The following is a 25,137-nucleotide window of genomic DNA, read 5'->3' on the forward strand; positions in this document are numbered from 1 at the left end:
GGTTGATTTATAGACTGTAAATCTACAAATATAGTAGGGAATTAAGAAGCTATTTTATAGTTTTACGATATCTGTTTTATTTAGTATTATTATTAAAAAACATTACCAAAACAAAATATTTTCTACTTAAAAATTATGAAATCCTAAAAGAAGTAACAACCAAACAATTGGCAATGCTTCAACCAAGAAAGAACTATAGTATTTAGGTTGCTCAATTTTTGCTCTCATTAGTAAAATAATTACTATAAAAAAGAAAATCATAAAAGGTGTTTTTATAATAGTCAAAGGAGAAAATATATACTCTAAAACGAGTGCAAAAATCATTAAGGTTAAACCTAATTTTTTGGTTTTTTCTACTCCTATTTTTTTAGGAATTGTTTGTAGAAAAATCGCATCGTACTTTACATCTCTAATATCAAAAGGAAGTATTAAAACAACTACAATTAAAAAACGTTGAATCGCTAAAAAAACAACATTTAAAGTAATTTTAGCACCGGAATCTAAAACAGGTATCAACACCGTAAAACCAGCCCAAACTAAAGCTACAACTACTATTTTTAGAAAGCTAACTTCTCTTAAATTTTTATGAAATCCACTTAAAAAAGGAATTGCATATAACAAGGTTAACATTTCTAAAGGGATACAATACAACAATGTTTTAAGGGAAATTTGATAAGCAAAATAACACATTGCCAAAAAGCATAAAAAAGAAAATATTTGAATAGTTTTTAATCCGTTTGTTAAACTTCTGTGATGCAATTTTGCTACACCTGCAAATTTTACAAAATTGTAACCTGTAATTGTGCTAAAGAAAATAAAATAATCTCGATTTGCATTAAAAGGCAAATCAAAATAAAATTCGGTAATTCTTACCAAAGCAAACACAGAAAAAGCTACGTGTATACTCGCATTTAAGTAAAAATCTAATATCAATTTTAAAAACCTCATTTTACAAAAATAAACTTTCTGTTCATAACCTTTGTTTTTAGTTAATAATTAATTGTTTTTTATCTCATTTTGGGCAATAAATAATCTATTAAAATTCCTACTTTTGAAACGCATTAAAAAGCATTACTAAATCGATTGAAATTAGCAACAATTAACAACTAAAAAATGAATACAAATTCGTTTCAATTAAGACATATTGGTCCTAACCAAAAAGAACAAGAAAAAATGTTGGCAACTATTAATGCCAATGATTTAGATCAACTAATTTTCGAAACTGTACCTGATGACATTCGTTTAAAAGGCGAATTAAATTTAGAGCCAGCAATGAGCGAATATGAGTATTTAGCGCATATTAAAGAATTGTCTGAAAAAAATTCAGTGTTTAAAAGTTATATTGGTCTTGGGTATCATGAAGCAATTGTGCCAAGTGTTATTCAACGTAATATTTTAGAAAATCCGGGTTGGTATACCGCTTATACACCTTACCAAGCAGAAATTGCACAAGGTAGATTAGAAGCGTTGTTAAATTACCAAACTATGGTTTGCGATTTAACAGGAATGGAACTTGCAAATGCATCTCTTTTAGACGAAAGTACTGCTGCTGCAGAAGCAATGGCATTATTATTTAATGTTAGAGAAAGAGCAAAGAAAAAAGCAGGAGCGAATAAATTCTTTGTTTCCGAAGAAATTTTACCGCAGACTTTATCTGTTTTACAAACACGTTCTAATCCTATTGGTATAGAATTAGTAATTGGTAATCATGAAGAATTCGATTTTGCTGATGACTTTTTTGGTGCAATCTTACAATATCCAGGAAAACATGGTCAGGTTTATGATTATGAAAGCTTCGTTGCAAAAGCAAACGAGAACAATATAAAAGTAGCCGTTGCTGCAGATATTTTATCATTGGTAAAATTAAAAACGCCTGCAGAATTTGGTGTTGATGTAGTTGTAGGAACTACACAACGTTTTGGAATTCCGTTAGGTTATGGTGGTCCTCATGCAGGATATTTTGCAACCAAAGAAGCATATAAAAGAAGTATTCCTGGGCGTATTATTGGTGTTACCAAAGACAAAAACGGAAAGCGTGCTTTAAGAATGGCTTTGCAAACCAGAGAGCAACATATTAAAAGAGAAAAAGCGACTTCTAACATTTGTACTGCCCAAGTTTTATTAGCAGTTATGGCTGGTATGTATGCTGTTTACCATGGAAAAGATGGTTTAAAATATATTGCGAATAGAGTTCACAGTGCAACAAATACATTAGCAAATTCTTTATCTAATTTAGGTTTTACTCAAAAAAACACTTCGTTTTTTGACACTCTTTTAATTGAAGTTGAAGCAAACATATTAAAACCTGTAGCTGAAGCTAACGGAATTAACTTTAACTATATTGATGACAACCATGTTTCAATTTCTGTAAATGAAACCGTTAGTTTAAATGAATTAAACGCAATTATAGATTGTTTTGAGCAAGCTTTCAACGTAAAAGACATTACAGTTACTGAATTTACTTCTGATGTAAAAATTATAGATTCCGTTTTAAGAAATACGCCGTTTTTAGAGAACGAAATATTTAACACGTATCAGTCAGAAACTGACATGATGCGTTATATAAAGAAATTAGAACGTAAAGATTTAGCATTAAATCATTCTATGATCTCTTTAGGATCTTGTACCATGAAATTAAATGCAGCTTCAGAAATGTTGCCTTTAAGCAATCCTCAATGGGGAAACATTCACCCATTTGTGCCTTTAAATCAGGCGGAAGGATATCAAGAAGTTTTAAAGAAATTAGAACATCAATTAAATATTATTACTGGTTTTGCGGGTACATCTTTACAACCAAATTCTGGTGCACAAGGTGAATTTACTGGTTTAATGACTATTAGAGCCTATCATGAATCTAATGGAGATACCAACAGAAATATTTGTTTAATTCCTGCTTCTGCACACGGTACAAACCCTGCTTCTGCTGTAATGGCAGGTATGAAAGTGGTAGTTACCAAAACAGATGAAAAAGGGAATATTGATGTTGAAGATTTACGTGCAAAAGCAATTTTACACAAAGACAACTTATCTGCTTTAATGGTTACCTATCCTTCTACACACGGAGTTTATGAAAAAGCAATTATGGAAATTACACAGATTATTCATGATAATGGCGGACAAGTTTATATGGATGGCGCAAACATGAACGCACAAGTTGGTTTAACAAATCCTGCAACTATTGGTGCAGATGTTTGTCACTTAAACTTGCACAAAACATTTGCAATTCCACATGGTGGTGGTGGTCCTGGAGTTGGCCCAATTTGTGTGGCTCCGCAATTAGTACCGTTTTTACCTACAAACCCTTTAGTAGCAACTGGTGGCGAAAAAGCGATTACAGCAATTTCTGCAGCGCCTTGGGGTTCTGCTTTGGCTTGCTTAATTTCTTACGGATATATTACTATGTTAGGTGCAGACGGGTTGACAAATTCTACAAAGAATGCCATCTTGAATGCTAACTATATTAAAGAGCGTTTAAACGGACATTACCCAACTTTATATACTGGTGAAAAGAACAGAGCGGCGCACGAAATGATTATTGATTGCCGTGGTTTTAAACAAAACGGAATTGAAGTTGTAGACATTGCAAAACGTTTAATGGATTATGGTTTTCATGCTCCAACCGTTTCTTTTCCTGTAGGTGGAACCATGATGATAGAACCAACAGAATCTGAATCTATTGCGGAATTAGATCGTTTTTGTGATGCCATGATTTCTATTAGAAAAGAGATTTCTGAAGCTACAAAAGAAAACGAAAACAATCCTTTAAAAAATGCACCGCATACACAAGAAATGTTAACTGCGGATGATTGGACTTTACCATACACACGTAAGCAAGCTGCTTTTCCTTTAGAATACATTGCCGATAACAAATTTTGGCCTTCTGTTAGAAGAGTAGATGATGCTTTTGGAGACAGAAACTTAATTTGTTCTTGTAACCCAATAGAAGATTATATGTAAACACGCAGTGTTTTTAAGTATTTTAAAACCTCACTTTTAGTGGGGTTTTTATTTTTGAACAAACAGGTGTTTTCCCTCTTGATTTTCTATTTAAAAATACCGAACTTCGCTAACTACGAATATAAGTCATTAAAACGACGTCATATTCGTGTTAACGTTGTGTGCAATAAAGAACGAAATTCCAGAATTGAAAGTTATTTATGAAAAGAGAAGAAATAATTTATTCCATTTCAAAAAGAATATATGAAGGGAAAATTACTAAAAAAGATGGAATTTTACGACTTACACAAGAAACAGATTTAAGCGAGAGTTATTCGAATATAATAGTAACATCTATTTATCCAAAACTTTTTGAAGGAGAAGTAATTAAAAGAACTACATCAAATGTAATTTTTAGGAACTTTTTAGAATTTATAAAAAGGGATTATGGAAATGAAAATTTATTTAAAGCACTAAATAGTTTAAAACAGCATATTGATTATATAAAAATTGCAAATAAAGACTCAAAAGTGACTTTAAGGAAAATTTATGCTGAATATTTAGAACTCTATAAAAAAGATATTTCTGAATTTGAAAGAAATGAAATTGAACAGAATGAAATTATTGAATCTTTTAAAGAAAAATCAAGACGAGAAATAAAAATTGAATTAGATAATCTTCCTAAATTTGAAACAGAGGAAATCATTATTAATCAAAAGAAATACAAGAGAGACAACAAAGCAATCGCTTTAATAAAAATTTTGAGAAAAAATGAATGTCAAATATGTGGAGAATTTATAAGAAAAAAAGACGGAACGAAATACATTGAAGCTTGTCACATAAAAGCAAAAAGAGAAAAAGGAAATGAAAGTCTTGAAAATATAATTCTACTTTGTCCAAATCATCATAAGGAATTTGATTTAGGAGATTTAAAAATCAACGAACATTCAAATGAAATAATTAAATTTACAATGAATGAAAAAGATTATGAAATTGAATTAAAAATAAACATTTAAAATTACTGCACACAACACCGTGTATAATTAATGGCTAGTTCTCGCCTACTTACGAAAATCCTCGCGGATTTTCTATTCGGTTATTATTTACTAAATTAGGTGCTAGAACACGCCACAAATCATACACAAACACGTTAGCGAATGTGAAAAATAATTTCCTAAAATAAATATTTTATAAGTTTATTTAACGCCAAAAAACAAAAAAACCTGATACCATTTGTAAAACAAATGATATCAGGTTTTTTATTATAAATAAGGTATGTTACTTATTTTATTTCAACAACTTCAAGGTCAAAAACAAGATCTCTACCTGCTAAAGGGTGGTTACCATCTATAATAACACTATCTTCTTTTACCTCAACAACTACTAAATTTATTTCTTGCCCGTCTGGTGTTTTAGAAATTAAACCCATACCAACTTCTGGTGCCATATCTTGTGGCAATTGTGCTTTCTTAATTTCTTGAATTAAATCTTGGTTTACATCACCATAAGCATCTGCTTTGGCAATTTCTATCGTTTTCTTTTCATTCAATTTCATATCAATTAAACCTTTCTCAAAACCAGGAATTAATCTTCCTTCTCCTAATTTAAATTCAATTGGTTCTTTTCCTTCAGAAGTATCAAAAACCTCCCCATTAGATAATTTACCTGTGTAATTTACTTTTACCGTGTTGTTCTCTTTTACTTGACTCATACTCTATTATTAATTTTTAAAAATACGCTTTGCACAATTCTTATGCGGCACCTATTTTGCTTCCGTTTTACAGTTTTTATAATTGCCAAAACCAAGCCAAAAGGTAAAAGGTAAATTAATCGGTAACTATGTCAGTTAAATAGAAATGTATGTCACAAAAAGCAGGGAATAAACTTCTTAAAAAGTTTGATATAGTGTTGTTACAATAACACCTTTATTATCATTTAATGCTACAGTAAACAATTGTGTTTCTTCAATTACTTTAAAGTTAAAAGGCGCGACTAATAAATTAATACCGCTTTTCTTTTTAATCCGTATTCCTTGTCCGGATATAATATCTTTATTAGGTATAAAATTTCCTGCTGGTAAATGCTCTGTTAAAATAACATATTTAAAGTCTTTTAATTTACCAACAATACTTTGCACTTCCGCATTTGAAAGATGTTGTAAAACCTGTCTTAATAATACACAATCTGCAGAAGGCAATTGGTCTTTTGCAATGTCTAAACAATGGAATTCAAGATTTTCTTCTTGAAAGTTCTTTTTGTTATAGTCTATTAAATTTGTTACAATATCAACAGCAATGTACTTTTTTGAATGTTCTACAAGTTGTTTACCGATGTTGAAATCTCCGCAACCTAAATCGCAAACTACCAACGGGTTTTTAAAAGAAGTTAAAAAAGTTGTTACTGCATTTATATAAGGTACTATAATTTCTTGTTGATGAGATCCTGCTCCAGAATAAAAATTAGTTGCATTATCTCCCCAAAGTTTTAATTCATAAACCTGCTCCATAGCAGCTTTAGTTGGCCATGGTTTTTTAATTGCTTTAGTTTCTTTGTTATTCATAAAAAATTAGATTCCTATTTTCACAGGAATGACAACAGAAGATTAATTATAATACACTTCTTTAAGACTTACAATTTCTTCATCTTTTCTACGTCTAAAAACATCATCTGGTTTAATATCAGCAATAGATGCAACACCCATTGCAGCAGTAATTTCTTTTACCGCAGTAATTGTTTTGCTATGGTAGTTTTTTACTCGTACATTTTTCTTTTCGACTACTAATGCTTTTACCAAATCATTATCTTGTGTAGCAACACCAACTGGGCAAGTATCTAAATTACATTCTCTTGCTTGTATACAACCTAAACTTAACATAAAGCTTCTTGCCATACCAATTGCATCTGCACCCAAAGCAACATACCTAATAATATCGAAAGCATCAACTGCTTTTCCACTTGCAATAATTTTAATCTGATTTTTCAACTTATATTTTACCAATAACTTATTTACAAAAACCAAACCTTCTACTAATGGTGTACCAATATAATTGGTGAATTCTAGTGGCGCAGCGCCTGTACCACCTTCTCCACCATCTATAGAAACAAAATCTGGATAGTTATTAGTGTCTGAAAATGCTTTAAACATTTCCTCAATTTCTTCATTATTACCTACACAAAACTTAATTCCTACAGGTTTACCGCCAGACAATTCTCTCACTTTTTGAATGAAAGTAATCATGCCTTCAAAGTCTGAAAAAGCAGAATGACTTGGTGGCGAATCTACTTGAGTAAAAGGTTCAACTGCTCTAATTTTTGCAATTTCTTCGGTATTTTTCTTTGCTGGTAAAATTCCACCATGACCAGGTTTTGCTCCTTGAGAAAACTTAATTTCAATCATTTTTACTTCTGGTCTGATTGCATTTTCTTTAAAAATTGCATCATCAAAAACACGTTGTCCGTTTACAGATTTTCCCGCTCCAAAATAACCTGTTCCTACTTGAAAAATTAAATCTCCACCTTGTAAATGATATGGAGAAATTCCGCCTTCACCTGTATTGTGTGCAAAATTATCCATTTTTGCACCTTGGTTTAATGCCATAATTGCATTTTTACTCAAAGAACCAAAAGACATTGCAGAAATATTAATGATAGAGCTTTCGTATTTTTGTGCACATTTATCTGAACCAAAAACAACTTTTTCTCCTTCTATATGATGATGATCTTTAGGAAATAAAGAATGTTTTACAAACTCATATCCTTTAGCATATACATTATGTTGTGTACCAAAAGGAACCGTATCTTTTTCTAATTTTGCGCGTTGATACACCACACTTCTTTTTTCTCTATTGATTGGCGTACCGTTTAAATTGTCTTCTATAAAATATTGTTGAATTTTATCTCTTTCTTCTTCAAACAACCAACGCAAACGAGCTACTAATGGAAATGCTCTTAATAAGGAGTGCTGTGTTTGTATACTATCATAAATGGCTATTATTGATAATAATCCTGAAATGGATAACAAAATAATAGTACCTATTTGTGGAATAAAATAGACAAGTACACCAAACGCAATGGTGATTCCAATAAAAATTGTAAGTATGGTATTTCTCATTATTACTGTATCATTTTATAGAAGTTAAAAATAATCATTTAGTGCGATATTTTGCAATAGTCTTACAAATAGTTTTGCGTTAGGGGTTGAAACGACATCCTTTTTGCTTTTCGCAAAAAGATATAGTGTAAAACCCGACCTGAAAGGAAACGCCCAAAGAAAAAAGATACAGAAGCTAGTAGGTTCTGAACAAAAAAAACTCCAACAAATAAATGTTGGAGTTTTTAATATCTTTAAAATTCTAAAAAAATTACTCTTTTTTGAATTTTGCGTATTTGTTTTTGAACTTGTCAATACGTCCTGCAGCATCGATAAGTTTAGATTTACCAGTGTAAAATGGGTGAGATGTTCTTGAAATCTCTAATTTTACTAAAGGATACTCAACACCATCAACTTCTAACGTTTCTTTAGTGTCTACAGTAGAACGAGTTAAAAATACGTCTTCATTAGACATGTCTTTAAAAGCTACCATTCTGTAATTTTCTGGATGAATTCCTTTTCTCATTTTATTATATTTTAATACTTTAATGTTATGTTTGCATGAGTAAAGTTGGTAAAGCTTACTCGGTTCTCTAAATAGTTGTTGTTTACTATTTTGAGGATGCAAATTTAATCATATTTTTTAATTAACAAATAAATATATTGTTTTTATTTACTCTAAAACACACTTTATGCAGAATTAAGGTTCTTTTAGGCTTTAAAAATTGTTTTTTGCCACTTTTTTTTTGAATATTTACTTTTTAAAACACTGAAATTTATACAGATAATGAAGAATAATACAATTTTAATTTCCTTTTTCGCTTTTTTGTTTTTGATGACGTCTTGTTCAGACGATTACAAGTTCACTTTAGAAACTCCTAAAAAGACAACTTTAAACAAAACGATTACCATTACTTTAAAGGAGAAAAATAATTTACTTATAAATAAGGTTCAGTTTTTTGTAAACGGAAAAGAAATTTCTTCGGAAGGAAATTCTGTAACTTTAAATACCGTAGATTATGGAATTGGTAAACATGCTGTTTCTGCTTTGGTCTTTTATCCTGAAAGTTCAAAAAAAGAAAACAATTCTTTTGAAGTTTTAGCAGATAAAGCGCCTGTTGTATATGGTTATAAAATTGTTAATGAATATCCGCATGACACAAAAGCTTATACGCAAGGTTTAGAATATCATGATGGTTTTCTTTATGAAACTACAGGTCATAGAGGTCAATCTACTTTAAGAAAAGTAGAAATAAAGACAGGAAAAGTTTTACAAAAAATAGATTTAGACAAAAAATATTTTGGTGAAGGAATGACCATTTTAAACAATAAAATCATTTGGTTAACTTGGCAAGGCAAAAAAGGTTTTGTCTACGATTTAGAAACCTTTAAACAAGAAAAGGAATTTGCATACAATAAAAGTAAAGAAGGTTGGGGTTTAACACACAACGAAACTGAATTGATAAAATCTGATGGAACTAATAAAATTTGGTTTTTAGATCCAAAAACTAAAAAAGAGAAACGTTCTATTCAAGTATATACAAATAAATATGCGCTGGATAATCTAAACGAATTAGAATTAGTTGAAGGTGAAATTTACGCTAATAAATACCAAAAAAATGCAATGGTAATTATTGACCCAAGTTCTGGGGTTGTTTTGGGGGTTGCAAATTTATCTGGTTTAGAAAAAGAAATGAGCAAAACACAAAAGTTAGTTGCACAAGATGAAGTTTTAAACGGGATTGCTTACGATGCTGAAAACAAAAGGCTTTTTGTAACGGGTAAACATTGGGGGAAACTTTTTGAAATTGAATTGATTAAAAAGTAATAAACTTCTAAAATTATAGTTCTATTTTTATACAAAATTAATATATGCGTTACTTATTAACTTTTCTAGTTTGTGTTCTTATAATTTCTATAAGTTCTTGTAGAAAAAACTTTGATACCATTCCGAGTTTTGGAAGTTTAGAGTTTTCTAAAGACACTGTTTTTTTAGACACCATTTTTACAAATATTGGTTCTGCTACCTATAATTTAAAAGTTTATAATAGAGGAAATAATAGCATTACAATTCCTAAAATTGCTTTAGAAAACGGAGTTTCTTCTAATTATAGATTAAATGTTGACGGTATTCCTGGAAAAGAATTTAATGACATAGATATTTTAGCAAAAGACAGTATGTATGTTTTTGTTGAAACTACAATTAACGCTGCAAACATACCTAATCCTTTATATTCAGATCGTATTTTATTTGACAATGGAACCAACCAACAAGATGTAGATTTGGTTACTTTAGTGCAAGATGCTAATTTTATTTTCCCTGGTAAAGACGCAATTTCAATGAAGATTGATAGCTTGACTTTGGATGGAAAACCAACTACTATTAAAGGTCGTTTTTTAACAGATACAGAATTGACTTTTACAAATGCAAAACCAACAGTTATTTATGGTTATGCAGCAGTACCAGAAAATAAAACCTTAACTATTGAAGCTGGCGCGAAAATACATTTTCATAATAATTCTGGTTTAATTGTAGATGACAAAGCTACTTTAAAAGTAAACGGAACTTTAACCGAAAAAGTAATTTTTGAAGGTGATCGATTAGAACATTCTTTTAGTACAATTCCTGGACAATGGGGAACTATTTGGATGCGAGCAGGAAGTAAAGACAATGAAATTTATCATACTCAAATTAAAAACGGTATTATCGGAATTTTAATTGATAGTATTGGGTCTGCTTCTACTCCAACTTTAAAACTTCAAAACACAGAAATTTACAACAATTCTAACTATGGAATTTTAGCTAGAGAAACAAATATTGAAGCGCATAACGTAGTAATTGGTTCTGCTGGTCAGGCTTCTTTGGCAGCAACTATTGGCGGAACTTATAATTTTACACACAGTACTTTTGCAAATTATTGGAATAGCGGAATTAGACAATTGCCTGCAGTTTTAGTAAATAATCATTTTACGTATTTAAACGCAAGCGGACAAGAAGTTACAGAAACTAGAGATTTAAAAGCGGCAAACTTTACCAATTGTATTTTTGATGGAAACAACAATATTGAGTTTTTACTCGATAAAGTGGATGGAAGTTTATTCAACTACAACATTAGTAATTCTATGATTCAGTTTACAGATTCTAACAATTCTTTTGACGGTAACGCTGAAATGGATTTTACAAGTGCTAATTATCAGAATATTATCAGAAATGGTAACGCAGATTTTAGAGATACTCAAAAAGAAGACTTCATTATTGGTGATGATTCTGACGCTAACAACAAAGCGACCTCAACTTCTTTTTCTGAAGATATTTTAGGTATTACTCGAAGTGCATCTCCAGATATTGGTGCCTACCAACATATTACTTTTGATTAATTAATTCAATAAAAGTATTTTTATCATCTACAGAAATTGCTAATGACTTTGCATATTTTTTGAATCCGTAAAAACTCTCAAATTCAATCTCCTTATTTAGATGAATAATTACGTTATGACCACCTAAATCACCTAAAGGAGAAAAAGAAACAATACTTTTATCTTCTGGTAAATCTTTAGCACTAACTACTAAATTTTCTATTAACTCAAATGGGATAATTGCTTTACCAAAAAAACCAAAATGAAGAAGAATTTGCTTGTTTAAAGAATCTACAATAAATGGTCTTCTTGTTAATGACTTTATCAATGCAATTATCTGTAAAGCTGTATAAATGCTTGTTACTGTTAACAGCCATGCAACAATAAAACTCTTACTTTCTAAAAACTTATGGATTGCAAAAGTTTCAATAAAAATGACTAATAACAATCCTACTAAAATGGAAATTAATCCACTTTCTTTATAATTTGTAAACTCGTTTTCTTTTAGAGTTCTTCTCTTCCAAAGAAAAAAACCATAATAGATTACTGCTATTTCAGTAGCTAAAAGTGAAGCTATTTTGTTAGGAAAACTTTCTTTACAAGCGATATTTACAGCGTCAAAAAAATCTAAATTAGTTATTTTTTGCTTTTTAAATTCTTTAACTATTTTTCTAATTTTAATAATTAGAAAAATTAAAATACCTAGTTCTACAATTGGAAAAAAATAGGTTTTAATTTGCGCTAAAAGAGTTTGCTGACTTTCTGGTAAGATAAAACTTGAGACCACCAAACCTATAACAAACAAAGAAACTATAGTAATTTTAGGTACTGCTTTTTTGCGAATAATAAAAAAATAAGTTAACGGAATTGTAAATAGTAAGTCTAAAGTAATTCCTATTGAAAGTTCTTTTGGGTAATTAGAAAACCAAGTTGATTTCGTTAATAAAAACAGAGACAAAATCATTAATATTGGAACTCCGAAAACGGCTAAACTACTTTGTAAATTAATTTTATTTAACATCGTAAACCTATTTTAATTACTTCTATCAATTAGTAGTTATTTAGAAGGTTTTGTTACATTATTTAACAACTAATTTTTCTTATAAACAACACCATCTTTCATTACAAAAACTACATTTTCCATTGTAGAAATATTTTTTGTAGGATCTTCATCAACAGCTATAATATCTGCAAAAAAACCTTTTTGTATTTGTCCGATTTCGTTTTCCATTTTTAACAACATGGCATTTGTAATGGTTGCAGACTGTATTGTTTCCATTGCTGGCATTCCAGCTTCCACCATAAAACCAAATTCTTTTCCGTTGTTTCCGTGTTTAAAAACTCCTGCATCAGTTCCAAATGCAATTCCAACTCCTTTTTTGTATGCTTTTGCAAAAGTTCCCTGAATTTGTGGACCAACAGCCAACGCTTTAGGAACTACAATTGCAGGATAAAACCCTTTTATTTTCGCCTTTTCTTCGACTTCTTTTCCAGCAGTAATTGTTGGCACTAAATAGGCATCATATTTTTTCATGAGTTCCATGGTTGCACCACTCATATAAGTTCCGTGTTCAATCGTTTTTACACCACCAATAATTGCTCTTCTCATTCCTTCATCTCCATGTGCATGCGCGGCAACATGCATTCCGTAATCTTTTGCAGTATCGCAAATTGCTTTTATTTCTTCAATTGTAAATTGCGGATTATCACCAGATTTAGCAACACTTAAAACACCACCAGTTGCAGTAATTTTAATACAATCTGCTCCGTTTTTATATCGTTGTCTCACTGCTTTTTTTGCATCTTCAACAGAATTTACAACGCCCTCTTTAGGACCAGGATTACCAATTAACTTTCTACTACTTCCGTTTGTTGGATCTGCATGACCACCAGTTGTTGCTAAAGATTTTCCAGCTGTAAAAACTCTTGGTCCAGGAATTTTACCTGTATCTATTGCATTTTTAATTGAAATATTTACACCAGTTCCTCCTAAATCTCTAACGGTTGTAAATCCGTTTAACAACGTAGATTTTGCAAAACCAACTGAATTAAAAGCAACATCTGCTTCATTATTTATATATCTATTTAATCTTGTTCTTGCATCAAATTCCATTTCTATATGAACATGAAAATCAATTAAACCTGGCATTACAACTTTGTCTCTTAAATCTATGGTTTTTGCAGTTTTGCTTCTTGGCATTATATAGCCATCCATCACATTTTTAATTTTGTTTCCTTCAACAATAATTGTTTTTTCTGTTTCTACTTTACCTGTTTTAGTGTCAACTAATTTTCCACATAAAACATAAGTTGTTTGAGCCATTAAAGGTTGTATAAAAAGAATGGCAATAAAAAGAAATAGTGATTTTTTCATTTGTAAGAATTTTGACTTTAAATGTATGAAAAATTGAGTAAATTGCTTCTTTAAATATAAGAATATGAAAAACATTGTTATTACAGGTACAAGCAGAGGTATCGGCTTTGAACTTGCAAAACAATTTGCAGAAAAAGGGCACCGAGTTTTAGCGTTGTCTCGTAATACAAAACCTTTAGAAAATTTTAATCATAAAAACATCACTACACTTTCTGTAGATTTATCAAAAACAGATGATATTAAGAAAGCAGTTTCATTTATAAATTCTAATTGGAAACAAGTAGATGTTTTAATAAATAATGCAGGAAAATTAATAAACAAACCTTTTACAGAATTAACTTCAGATGATTTTTTAGAAGTATATAAAGTAAATGTTTTTGCAGTTGCAGAATTGACAAAACATTTAATTCCGTTTTTACAAAAAGGAAGCCATGTTGTTACTATAAGTTCTATGGGTGGAATTCAAGGAAGCCTGAAGTTCCCTGGGTTAGCCGCTTATTCATCAGCAAAAGGTGCCGTAATTACTTTATCGGAATTACTTGCTGAAGAATATAAAGAACAACAAATTGCATTTAATATTTTGGCTTTAGGCGCAGTGCAAACAGAAATGTTAGAAGAAGCTTTTCCTGGTTATATTGCACCAACAAGTGCAGAAGAAATGGCTAATTATATTTTTGATTTTTCTTTAACAGGAAATAAGTTTTATAACGGAAAAGTATTGCAAGTTTCATCAACAAATCCTTAAGCACATCTTATTCTTCCAAAAGAGAAGAGAAAACAGACTTAATAAAAACAAATAAAAAAACATATTATTTCTAGTAAAGATAAATTTTCGAGCAACAGTGAAAGTTCCCTTTCGGGAGGGTTAGGGTGGGCTTCATTTGTTCCTAAAAAAGCAATTCCGTTTGTAGAATTCTTAATAAATGAACACAATTTCAGTTTAAAAATTGTGAATCAACGTGCTTCAAAACACGGTGATTTTAGGAGCTTACCAAATGGACGGTTTCAGATTACTGTTAATAATAACCTTAATAAATTTCAATTTTTATTAACGTTAGTGCATGAAATTGCACATCATGTTACGCATCAAAAATTTGGACGCGTACAACCTCATGGAATGGAATGGAAAGCTGTTTTTCAACATTTAATGCTTCCTTTTCTGCATCCTGATATTTATCCAAATGAAATGCTTCCTTATTTAGCTAATTATTTAAAGAACCCAAAAGCTAGTACAGATTCAGATGTTAACTTATCATTAGTTTTACGTGGAAGTGTAGCAGAATCAGGAAAGAACTTTATCTTTGACATTCCGTTTGGAAATCTTTTTGTTTTTAAAAACACAATCTATAAAAGAGGAAACAAACGAAGAACAAGGTATGAATGTTTGAATATGAGCACAAAAAAAGTATACTTGTTCAATCAAAATATAGAAGTGAAAATTTATAACGAACAGTAAAATTATTACACAATTATTATGGCTTGCAATGTTGTTCTGTTCATTTAATTATAAATAAATTAAAACGCATAAAAAAAGCTTCCAAATGGAAGCTTTTTTTATGTGTTTTTTCTAATCACGTTTTATAAACAGTGTATCTAATTCCATCTCTTTTTGTAACCAACTTCTTAATTCCCTTTCTTTTGGTGAAATAATACTATCGGGTAATTTTAAATTCCATTTTATGGTTGCTACTGGAATTGTATCAATTTTAATAAAATCTTTGGATGATAAAACACTTGCAAAACCTATTTCTTCAATATCACTATATCTTATTTTTGCATCTTTTGCAATTCTACTAAAGGCAATAACTTTTTTATATTTATTACTTGCATCTTGTTCTATACGCTGGTTTAAAGAAGTTATAGTTTCCTGTAAACCTTCAATTTGTTTTTGCAAACCAGTGATTATGTTTTTGCTTTCTGTTAACTCTTGTCTTTTTTCATTATAAGCTATAGTAATTAAATCAAAACTCTTTGTATCACTTCCTTTAATATCTAATTTAAATTCTTTTATATTTTTATATTGAAGATCATTTCTTAATTGATTATACAAAGCATTCACTGTACTTTCTGGCACTTCATTAAAGAAATTTAGTTTTAATATCTTGTTAGAAATCAAAGATTCATGTTCTATTAATTGCAAATTATCATTGGTTTTAATTTCAATTTTTACAAATCTTTTTAATTCTGAACTCATTCTACTTTCATTTAAAGCACTAATAAAAGTATACATTGCAGGAATCATAACCAAAATACCTACAACAGTTGCTACTGTAGCATATCGCTTCCTTTTTGCCGCATTAGCATATTTATGCATCGGAAAACTTAACAGTTTTAAAACCAAGAAAGTTGCTAATGCAATAAAAATAGTATTAATAGTAAATAGATACATTGCGCCAATAGCATATGTAAACCCTATAGATTCACCTGAAAAACCTTTTGCTAAACCATAACCTGCAGTACATAATGGCGGCATTAAAGCTGTTGCAATTGCAACTCCAAAAATTACCGAAGCCACAGTTCCTTTTTTTGTTCTAGCAACCATAAGTGCAAGACCACCAAAGAATGCAATTAACACATCTCTAATATCTGGTTTTGTTCTACCCAGTAACTCTGAAGTATCTTCACTTAATGGAAAAAAATAAAAAAATATAAAAGAAGCTAACAAACTTAAAACAATCATTGTTGCTAAACTTACTAAAGACTTTTTAAAAACTTCTATATCATTAATAGCAAATGCACTCCCAATACCTAAAATTGGCCCCATTAGTGGAGATATTAACATGGCTCCAATAACAACAGCTGTTGAATTTGCATTTAAACCTATAGAAGCCACAAAGACAGCAAAAATAAGAATCCATGCAGTTGCTCCTTTAAATGGAATATCTGCCTTTATAGCTTCTATTGTTGCCTCGTGATCTGTATCGTGTCTAAAATCTAAAAGTTCTTTTAAATATCTTTTAATACTTGCAAATAGGCCTTTAGCACCCTCTTTCATTTCTATTTTAGATTGCTCTACAGCTTCTTCCTTTATTTTGTTTTCTTCCATTCTATATTATTACTAAAAAATCGTTGGAAAGATACAAAAAATTAAAACTGGCTATAAAAATTAAATTCTAAAAAATGACATCTCTAAAAAAGAAAAAAGCTTCACAGAATTGTGAAGCTTTTTGTGACCGGGCTGGGGCTCGAACCCAGGACCCTCTCCTTAAAAGGGAGATGCTCTACCAACTGAGCTACCAGGTCAATATTGCGTTTTAAGCGGCTGCAAATATATATCTTATTTTAGATAAAACAAATTTATTTTTATTTTTTTTCATTTAAATATGCTTCTCTAACTTTCTTAAATAAATTAGAAGAATATACAAAATCTACAACGGCTTCATTATCAGTTTTAAATATTTCATTACTGCTACCTTCCCATGCTTTTTTGCCGTTTTTTAAAAAGACAATTTTTTCTCCAATTTCCATAACAGAGTTCATATCATGCGTATTAATTACTGTTGTAATTTTGTATTCGTCTGTTATTTCTTGAATTAAATTATCAATTACTATTGCTGTTTGAGGATCTAAACCAGAGTTTGGCTCATCACAAAACAAATATTTTGGTTTCATTACAATTGCTCTAGCTATTGCAACTCTTTTTTGCATTCCACCAGATAGTTCTGCTGGAAATTTCTTATTCGAATTCTGTAAATTAACTCTATCTAAAACAAAATTTACACGTTCTGACATTTCTTTTTGAGATTGGTTTTTAAACATTTTTAAAGGAAACATTACATTTTCTTCTACTGTTTGAGAATCAAACAAAGCACTTCCTTGAAAAACCATACCAATTTCTTGCCTCCATTGTCTTTTTTCTTCATTAGTGAATTTAGTATTTACCTTTCCATCAAAAGAAATAGTACCATCCTCTGGAGTATGTAATCCAATAAGAGATTTTAAAAAAACTGTTTTTCCTGATCCACTTTGTCCAATAATTAAACTTGTTTTTCCAGGATGAAATGAAGTTGAAATACCTTTTAATACTTTAACATCTCCAAAACCTTTATGTAAATTTTTAACTTCTATCATTTATGTTAGTAGCATTTCTGTTAAAATATAATTAAATATAACTATTAAAACGGTTGTCCAAACTACTGCTTGTGTACTTGCCTTACCAACCGCAATAGAACCACCTTTTACATAATAACCATGAAAAGAAGGAACCGTTGCAATTAAAAACGCAAAAACCAATGTCTTAATCATAGCATACTTAATTAAAAAAGGATCAAATGTAGTTTGAATTCCTACCACATAATCAGTAGCCGTAAATAAACCTGATAAAACTCCTGCAAGCCAGCCTCCAAAAATTCCTAAAATCATTGCTAAAGCAATTAAAAAAGGATAGAAAAATACTGTTGCTATTACTTTAGGAAGCACAAGAAAATTCAATGAATTTATACCCATAACTTCTAAAGCATCTATCTGTTCTGTAACTCGCATAGTACCAATACTAGAAGTTATATAAGAACCAACTTTTCCTGCTAAAATAATAGAACAAAAAGTTGGCGCAAACTCCAAAATAATTGAGCGTTTTGCTGCAAAACCAATTAAGGATTTAGGAATAAAAGGGCTTTCTAAATTTAAAGCTGTTTGTAATGCAATTACGCCGCCAATAAAAAAAGAAATAAACATTACTATACCTAGAGATTTAACACCAAGCTCTTCTATTTCTTTCACCAAAGTTTCATAAAAAACCTTACCCTTTTGCGGTTTTTTAAAAACCTGCCCAAGCATCACAAAATATTTACCAATATCTTCAAGGTATTTCATTCAATCTAATTTTATGCTAAAGTATTAAAATATCATTAATTGAAGGTAAACTTATAGGTATCAAAATAAAAAATAATTACTTTTGATAGATAATAACTCATTCTATTCAAAATGAAAAAAATATTCTTTCTTTCAATAATTACTTTACTAACACTTTTTGAATGTAAACCAAAAGAAACAATTAATAAAAAGCCAAAATTGGTTGTAGGAATTGTTATTGACCAAATGAGGTATGATTATTTAACTCGTTATGCAGATAGGTATGGAAAAGATGGTTTTAATAGAATCTTAAACAACGGGTTCTCATTAGAAAATGCACATTATAATTACATACCAACTTATACCGCAGTTGGACATGCTTCTATTTTTACAGGTACAACTCCCAGTAATCATGGAATTATTTCTAACAATTGGTATGATAAACTTTTAAAAAAATCAATTTATTGTGTAGATGACAACAATTATAAAACTGTTGGAAACAAAGGTGTTTACGGACAAAAATCTCCTTCTAGGTTATACACAACGACTATAGCAGATCAGCTACACTTGTCGCAAAATATGCAAGGAAAAACTATTGGTATTTCTATAAAAGATCGTTCTGCAATATTACCAGTTGGTCATACTGCAAATGCAGCGTATTGGTATGATGGAGATGATTATAACACATTTGTTTCTAGTACTTTTTACATGAAAAATCTTCCGAAATGGGTAAAAGACTTCAACGAGAATAATAAAGCTGACGAATATTTAAATCAGCCTTGGGAAACTTTGTACGATATTAAAACCTATACCCAAAGCAGGTCTGATAACAATATTTTTGAAGGAAAAATTAGAGGTCAAGAATCACCAACATTCCCAAAAGACATTAAAAATTTACGTGAGAAAAACGGAAATTTTTCTTTGATAAAAACAATTCCTGCTGGAAATACATTTACAGCAGATTTTGCAAAAGCGACTATTATTGGTGAAAATTTAGGTAAATCTGAATACACAGATTTATTAACCGTTAGTTTTTCTTCTACAGATTATATAGGTCATAGATATGGCGTTGCAGCTATAGAAACTGAAGATACTTACTTACGTTTAGACAAAGATTTAGCAGGTTTCTTTCAGTTTTTAGACACACAAGTAGGTAAAGACAATTACACTTTATTTTTAACTGCAGATCATGCTGCGGTTCATGCACCATCATATTTACAGTCTTTAAAAATTCCGGCACATTATTTAGACATAAAAAAGTTTAGAGCCTTTATTTTAGAAACCACTAAAAAATATTATAATTCTACTGAATTGATTGAAAACGTTTCTAACTATCAAATATTTCTTGATAAAGATAAAATAGAATCTTTAGGATTAAATCTTAATAATGTTGCCCAAAAATTAGCAGATGAAGTAATGAATTTTAATGGAGTATACAAAGCAGTTACAGCAAGAACATTACAAACAACAACTTTTACAGACGGAATTATGAATTCTCTTCAAAATGGATACAATCAAAAATTTTCTGGAGATGTTTTTATGGTGCCATATCCTGCTACTTTAATTTCTGGTAGAAAAGGTACAAGCCACGGTTCTGGATACTCTTATGACACACACGTTCCAATAATTTTCTATGGAAACGGAATTAAAAAAGGTCGTTCTTCAAATAAATATGAAATTATTGATATTGCACCAACCATTTCAAATTTATTACAAATTGAAGCGCCAAATGGTACTTCTGGAAAAGTAATTGAAGAAGCTTTAAAAAAGTAAACTAAACTTTAAAAACAGAACTATTTTGGTGTTTCTTAATCGCCTTGTTAGAAAGAACAATTCCAATAATTAAAGACACAAATGCACCAATAGAAATTCCTGGAATAAAATCAATAAACAAGAAAAAGTCATAAGCTCCATGAAACAACGTTGCAGATAAAAGCCCTGTTAGGTTTAAAGCAGCTCTATTTTTAGAAAACTTTGCTTTCCCCATAAAATAACCCATTAAAATTGCAAAAGTTGCATGTGCAGGAACAGCTGTAAAGGCTCTCAATATCCCGGTTTCAACACCATGTTGAAAAACATACAATACGTTTTCTAAAGCTGCAAAACCCATAGAAACCATTACAGCATATACAATACCATCAAAAGGTTCGTTGAATTCTTTATTTCTTTGAGCATAATATTTTACAATTACGTATTTAGAGAATTCTTCTACCAAAGCTACTACAATAAAAGCTTGTAGAAATTGCTGAAAAATACTTTTAGTATCAACTAACGGAATTAACCTGCTTGCAAAATAACCTAAAATAAAAGTAAGTAAAATACTTGCAGTTGCACCTAATAAAAAATTTTTGAATAAAAATTGAATTGGTTCTTTCTCAAATTTATCCTTAAAATAAATATAAAGAATTACAATTGTTATGGGTGCAATAGCTAATAGTAGTAAGTTCATTTTGTAAATATATCAAAAAAAGAACTTTTTTATTTTTAAAAATTGAAAATTAAGATTTTGGTAAAAAAACTTCCGCCATCATACAACGTGCACTTCCACCACCACAAGTTTCTATTGTTTCTAAAGAACTAGAAACTATTTTACAATGGTTACTTATTTTTGAAACTTGACTTTGAGTTAAAGAGTCATGAGCAGCTTTACTCATTATTAACAATAATTCATCATTCTCTCCACGAACTTGCAACATATTCCCGGCAAAACTGTGCATTTGTTTTTCAGTAATATCAATTATTTGTTTACCGTCTTCTTTTAAATGTTTTAATACATTTTTTCTTTCGGATTTATCATCTATGGTTTCTAAACAAATTACAGCAAATGTTTCTGCCACACACATCATTACATTAGTGTGATAAATAGCAACTCTTTTTTCATTTACAGTTTGGTTTGCAATAAAAACTACTGGCGTATATTCAAAATCTTCGCAGAATTCTATAAACAATTCTTCATCTGCTCTAGCTGATAATGCACAATAAGCTTTTCTGTTAACTCTGTCTAAAAGAATACTTCCGGTTCCTTCTAAATAGACTCCTTCATCTTCAGCAGAAGTATAATCTACAACATTTTCTATTACAAAGTTTTGCTTTTCTAATTCCTCTAGAATATCTTCTCTACGTTCTAAACGTCTGTTTTCTGCAAACATTGGGTACAAAGCTACTGTACCATCAGCATGAAAAGAAACCCAATTGTTAGGGAAAATAGAATCCGGAGAATCAAATTTATCCGTATCAGAAATTACAACAACATTTACACCAAAACTTTTCAGCTTAAATACATATGCATCAAATTCTTCTTGTGCTTTCTTATTAATTTCTGCATTTTTTAAATCAATTTCTTCTTGAAAGTAATTATTTACTGCAGTTTGTTCATTCATCCTAAAATTTATAGGACGAATCATTAATATGGTATTAGTAGTTTGTTGCATTTATTATATAAATAAGCTACAAAATTAGCTCTTTTTTTGATGATAATATACTTTAGTGAACTTAATTTGGTTTGTTTCTATATTTAAAAAATACTAACTTCGTTATCGCTTTAAATAAAACATTAAAACGATTTTATATCATAATAAGTTATAAAACATTTGAATGAACAGAATTCCATTTAATATATCTAAAAAAGCTGAAAAGTTAATAACTAGACAATGGTTTATTGAAAAATTATTTGAATACCTACTTCCTTTAACTCTTGTAAGCATATTTCCATTTATGACTACAATGAAATTGTTTTCAAATTTAAATAAAAAAGAACCGATTGGACTTTCAATTTTGTTACTAATTTTCACTTATATAATAAGCGGAATTATGATTTATTCAATTTTTAATATGTATAAATTAAATCGAATTAAAGGAATATCGAGAGGAAAAAACTCAAGTTTGCTAAAAAAGATTGCTGAAAAGAATAAGTGGAATATTTCAGATATTAATCAACAAATATTAATAATTAATTTTTCTTGGCAAGATTTTGGAACAAATTGGGGTAAACAATTGACAATACTTTTTGATGGAAATGATATTTTAGTTAATTGTATTTCTTTCGGATTACATTCAATGCCATCACCTTTTCATTGGTTTGCGAGTAAAAGAAAATTAAATAAACTAAAAATGGAATTTGAAAGCGGAATAAAAAACGTTTTACAACACCATGTATAATTTAATCTCTAATCAAAGGCATTGTAGAACAACGTAATAAACCTTCTTGTTTTGCAATTTCTGCATAAGGAACTTCTTCAACAGTAAAACCATTTTCTCTTAACCAAGTATTTAAACGTGTAAAGTTTTTTTCAGAAATTATAACATCCTCTGAAATAGAAAAAATATTACTATTCATGTTATACATTTCTTCCTTGGTAATTTCAAAAATATTTTCTTTTCCGAAGAAATCAACTAACCATTCGTATTCTTTTTCAACTAAAAAACCTTTTTTATGCAATATGGCTTTGTTTTTTCCTATCGGTTGAAAACAACAATCTAAATGTAACGCGTTTTCTTTTGCTTCTGTATTCGATTTTCTCAACTCAAAAGACTTCACTATCTTCTCTGGAAACAGTTCTTGTAATGCTATAACTGCATCTATATTTGTACGAGCAGTTATGTATTCAGAATAATCTTCTCCTGAATAAGTTCCAACAAAAATATAATCATTCCAAGGCATTACATCTCCACCTTCAACATGACATTCTTCTGGTAACTTTATAATATTATCTGGGTTTATATTATAAATAACATCAGAAACTGCATCAATTTCTTGATCTCTATCTGGTAGAATGTTTGCTTTTATAAACTTATCATCAATAACAAAAGCGATGTCTCTAGAGAATATTTGATTGTAATTTTCTATTTCATTTGGCCTATAAACAGTAACATTATATTTCTTTAAAATAGTTGCAACTGCATCCATTTCTAGAATCATATCTTCTTCTTTTGGATATGTACCTGCCAAAACATGTATTACACTTTTAGGATCGTAGCAATCTTCTACCTTTGGTGTTCCTCCATTACTTTTTGCGGTACCTAAAACAACTGCTCTTAATCGAGAAGTTTCGTTTTTAATATTGAGTTCTAACATAAAAAAGGGATAAAAAAAGCTTCATAATATATGAAGCTTTTATTTTGTATAAATGTAATAATTAAATTTATCTTTTTTCTATTTCTTGAAAAGGTCTTAAATTTTCACCAGTATAGATTTGACGAGGTCTACCTATTGGTTCTTTGTTTAATCTCATTTCCTTCCATTGTGCAATCCAACCTGGTAAACGACCTAAAGCAAACATAACAGTAAACATTTCTACAGGAATACCCATTGCTCTATAAATAATACCCGAATAGAAATCTACGTTTGGATATAATTTTCTATCTACAAAATAAGGATCACTTAAAGCTTCTTGTTCTAAAGCTCTTGCAATATCTAAAATTGGGTCTTCTACACCTAATTCATTTAATACTTCATCTGCCGCTTTTTTAATAATTGTAGCTCTAGGATCAAAGTTTTTATAAACTCTATGTCCGAAGCCCATTAATCTAAAAGGATCGCTTTTATCTTTAGCTTTAGCCATATATTTTTTGGTATCTCCACCATCTTGCTTTATAGCTTCAAGCATTTCTAAAACTGCTTGGTTTGCTCCACCATGAAGTGGTCCCCAAAGTGCAGAAATCCCTGCAGATAAAGAAGCAAATAAACCAGCATGAGATGAACCTACAACTCTTACCGTAGAAGTAGAACAGTTTTGTTCGTGATCTGCATGTAAGATTAAAAGTTTATCTAATGCATCTTTTATAATTGGATTAATCTTATACTCTTCGTTAGGTTGCTCAAACATCATTTGTAAGATGTTCTCTACATATCCTAAAGATGTTGAACCATAATTTAAAGGTAAGCCTTGTTTTTTACGTAAAGTCCAAGCAACTAAAACTGGGAATTTTCCCATAATTTTAACGATTGAATTGTACATTTCTTCTTCTGAATCTACATTTACAGAAGTAGGATTAAATGCTGTTAATGCACTTGTTAAAGAAGATAAAACACCCATTGGATGTGCAGTCTTTGGAAATGCATCTACAATTTTCTTAATATCATCATCTACAACAGATTTTAATTTTATATCTGTATGAAATTTTTCTAATTGAGCTGTTGTTGGTAAATCTCCAAAAATTAAAGCATAAGCAACCTCTAAAAAATCTGCTTTGTCTGCTAATTCTTCTATAGAATAACCTCTATATCTTAAAATTCCTTTTTCACCATCTAAAAATGTAATAGCGCTTTCACAAGAGCCAGTATTTTTAAAACCAGCATCTATTGTAATAACACCATTAGTAGCTCCACGCAAAGATTTTATATCTATTGCAACTTCATTTTCTGTTCCTTTTACAAGAGGAAATTCATAAGAATTTTCTCCAATTTGTAATTTAGCTATATCTGACATTTATAATAGTTTTTGTATATTTTCTTAATGCCACGAAGATACCAATTTTAAAAGAATTTTGAATTATCTTATAATAGATTTTTAAAAATTTTAAATAACATTTTTTTATAAGTTTATTCCATAAAAAAAGCCTCACAATTAAAATTGTGAGGCTTTCAAAT

22 protein-coding genes and 1 tRNA gene are annotated in these 25,137 nt (G+C 29.8%); 8 read left to right on the plus strand and 15 right to left on the minus strand.

Annotated features, from left to right (window positions below; genetic code table 11):
• Positions 1-126: 126 nt before the first annotated feature.
• Complete coding sequence (locus V3V28_RS11525; protein ID WP_331365168.1) at positions 127-948, minus strand: hypothetical protein; 822 nt, start codon at positions 946-948, stop codon at positions 127-129.
• Positions 949-1,113: 165 nt separating this feature from the next.
• On the opposite strand from V3V28_RS11525, the gene gcvP reads away from it, so the two are divergent.
• Complete coding sequence (gcvP, locus tag V3V28_RS11530) at positions 1,114-3,957, plus strand: aminomethyl-transferring glycine dehydrogenase (RefSeq protein WP_331365169.1); 2,844 nt, start codon at positions 1,114-1,116, stop codon at positions 3,955-3,957.
• 200 nt (positions 3,958-4,157) lie between these two features.
• Complete coding sequence (locus tag V3V28_RS11535) at positions 4,158-4,952, plus strand: HNH endonuclease (protein ID WP_331365170.1); 795 nt, start codon at positions 4,158-4,160, stop codon at positions 4,950-4,952.
• Positions 4,953-5,218: 266 nt separating this feature from the next.
• Here the strand turns inward: V3V28_RS11535 and V3V28_RS11540 are convergent, their stop codons facing one another.
• The 4 genes from V3V28_RS11540 to V3V28_RS11555 form a co-directional block, all read right to left on the minus strand.
• On the minus strand, positions 5,219-5,647 hold the full coding sequence (locus V3V28_RS11540; protein WP_331365171.1) for an FKBP-type peptidyl-prolyl cis-trans isomerase: 429 nt from the start codon (positions 5,645-5,647) through the stop codon (positions 5,219-5,221).
• A 177-nt stretch (positions 5,648-5,824) separates the two neighbouring features.
• Positions 5,825-6,496, minus strand: a complete 672-nt coding sequence (locus V3V28_RS11545; RefSeq protein ID WP_331365172.1) for a methyltransferase domain-containing protein — start codon at positions 6,494-6,496, stop codon at positions 5,825-5,827.
• 42 nt (positions 6,497-6,538) lie between these two features.
• Entirely contained in the window at positions 6,539-8,047 is a 1,509-nt protein-coding gene (locus V3V28_RS11550; RefSeq protein ID WP_331365173.1) for an FMN-binding glutamate synthase family protein, read from the minus strand.
• Positions 8,048-8,297: 250 nt separating this feature from the next.
• A complete protein-coding gene (locus tag V3V28_RS11555; RefSeq protein WP_331365174.1) occupies positions 8,298-8,552 on the minus strand; it encodes a type B 50S ribosomal protein L31 in 255 nt (84 codons plus the stop codon).
• A gap of 261 nt (positions 8,553-8,813) precedes the next feature.
• On the opposite strand from V3V28_RS11555, the gene V3V28_RS11560 reads away from it, so the two are divergent.
• Together V3V28_RS11560 and V3V28_RS11565 are read left to right on the plus strand one after the other, a co-directional pair.
• A complete protein-coding gene (locus tag V3V28_RS11560) occupies positions 8,814-9,854 on the plus strand; it encodes a glutaminyl-peptide cyclotransferase (RefSeq protein WP_331365175.1) in 1,041 nt (346 codons plus the stop codon).
• Between the two features lie 44 nt (positions 9,855-9,898).
• On the plus strand, positions 9,899-11,404 hold the full coding sequence (locus V3V28_RS11565) for a hypothetical protein (RefSeq protein ID WP_331365176.1): 1,506 nt from the start codon (positions 9,899-9,901) through the stop codon (positions 11,402-11,404).
• Here the strand turns inward: V3V28_RS11565 and V3V28_RS11570 are convergent.
• Together V3V28_RS11570 and V3V28_RS11575 are read right to left on the minus strand one after the other, a co-directional pair.
• Positions 11,391-12,404: a hypothetical protein gene (locus V3V28_RS11570; RefSeq protein WP_331365177.1), complete on the minus strand. Its 1,014-nt coding sequence runs from the start codon at positions 12,402-12,404 to the stop codon at positions 11,391-11,393. The two genes, V3V28_RS11565 and V3V28_RS11570, sit on opposite strands and share 14 nt — an antisense overlap.
• A gap of 69 nt (positions 12,405-12,473) precedes the next feature.
• The gene (locus V3V28_RS11575; protein ID WP_331365178.1) at positions 12,474-13,757 is read right to left on the minus strand and encodes a metal-dependent hydrolase family protein; all 1,284 of its coding nucleotides are present in this window, start codon (positions 13,755-13,757) and stop codon (positions 12,474-12,476) included.
• Between the two features lie 64 nt (positions 13,758-13,821).
• Between V3V28_RS11575 and V3V28_RS11580 the strand changes: the two genes are divergently transcribed.
• Positions 13,822-14,502 (plus strand): SDR family NAD(P)-dependent oxidoreductase, encoded by a 681-nt coding sequence (locus V3V28_RS11580; RefSeq protein WP_331365179.1) that lies wholly within the window; start codon positions 13,822-13,824, stop codon positions 14,500-14,502.
• A gap of 204 nt (positions 14,503-14,706) precedes the next feature.
• Positions 14,707-15,213, plus strand: coding sequence for a SprT-like domain-containing protein (locus tag V3V28_RS11585; protein ID WP_442957530.1), 507 nt, complete (start codon positions 14,707-14,709; stop codon positions 15,211-15,213).
• A gap of 111 nt (positions 15,214-15,324) precedes the next feature.
• Here V3V28_RS11585 and V3V28_RS11590 read toward each other — a convergent pair whose 3' ends face one another.
• From V3V28_RS11590 to V3V28_RS11605, 4 genes are all read right to left on the minus strand, one after another.
• Entirely contained in the window at positions 15,325-16,803 is a 1,479-nt protein-coding gene (locus V3V28_RS11590; protein WP_331365180.1) for a DUF389 domain-containing protein, read from the minus strand.
• A 124-nt stretch (positions 16,804-16,927) separates the two neighbouring features.
• A tRNA-Lys gene (locus V3V28_RS11595) sits at positions 16,928-17,000 on the minus strand.
• A gap of 60 nt (positions 17,001-17,060) precedes the next feature.
• Complete coding sequence (locus V3V28_RS11600; protein ID WP_331365181.1) at positions 17,061-17,828, minus strand: ABC transporter ATP-binding protein; 768 nt, start codon at positions 17,826-17,828, stop codon at positions 17,061-17,063.
• The gene (locus V3V28_RS11605) at positions 17,829-18,569 is read right to left on the minus strand and encodes an MlaE family ABC transporter permease (RefSeq protein ID WP_331365182.1); all 741 of its coding nucleotides are present in this window, start codon (positions 18,567-18,569) and stop codon (positions 17,829-17,831) included.
• A 111-nt stretch (positions 18,570-18,680) separates the two neighbouring features.
• Between V3V28_RS11605 and pafA the strand changes: the two genes are divergently transcribed.
• Positions 18,681-20,321 (plus strand): alkaline phosphatase PafA, encoded by a 1,641-nt coding sequence (gene pafA, locus V3V28_RS11610; RefSeq protein WP_331365183.1) that lies wholly within the window; start codon positions 18,681-18,683, stop codon positions 20,319-20,321.
• A 1-nt stretch (position 20,322) separates the two neighbouring features.
• On the opposite strand, the gene V3V28_RS11615 is transcribed toward pafA, so the two are convergent.
• Together V3V28_RS11615 and ctlX are read right to left on the minus strand one after the other, a co-directional pair.
• Entirely contained in the window at positions 20,323-20,997 is a 675-nt protein-coding gene (locus V3V28_RS11615; protein ID WP_331365184.1) for a PrsW family intramembrane metalloprotease, read from the minus strand.
• 49 nt (positions 20,998-21,046) lie between these two features.
• Positions 21,047-21,979 (minus strand): citrulline utilization hydrolase CtlX, encoded by a 933-nt coding sequence (ctlX, locus tag V3V28_RS11620; RefSeq protein WP_331365185.1) that lies wholly within the window; start codon positions 21,977-21,979, stop codon positions 21,047-21,049.
• 163 nt (positions 21,980-22,142) lie between these two features.
• On the opposite strand from ctlX, the gene V3V28_RS11625 reads away from it, so the two are divergent.
• Entirely contained in the window at positions 22,143-22,706 is a 564-nt protein-coding gene (locus V3V28_RS11625) for a hypothetical protein (protein WP_331365186.1), read from the plus strand.
• 1 nt (position 22,707) lies between these two features.
• Here the strand turns inward: V3V28_RS11625 and V3V28_RS11630 are convergent, their stop codons facing one another.
• Complete coding sequence (locus tag V3V28_RS11630) at positions 22,708-23,622, minus strand: dimethylarginine dimethylaminohydrolase family protein (protein ID WP_331365187.1); 915 nt, start codon at positions 23,620-23,622, stop codon at positions 22,708-22,710.
• Between the two features lie 67 nt (positions 23,623-23,689).
• A complete protein-coding gene (locus V3V28_RS11635; RefSeq protein WP_331365188.1) occupies positions 23,690-24,976 on the minus strand; it encodes a citrate synthase in 1,287 nt (428 codons plus the stop codon).
• Positions 24,977-25,137: the final 161 nt, after the last annotated feature.

It is taken from the genome of Polaribacter sp., assembly GCF_036480315.1.
Lineage (GTDB): Bacteria > Bacteroidota > Bacteroidia > Flavobacteriales > Flavobacteriaceae > Polaribacter.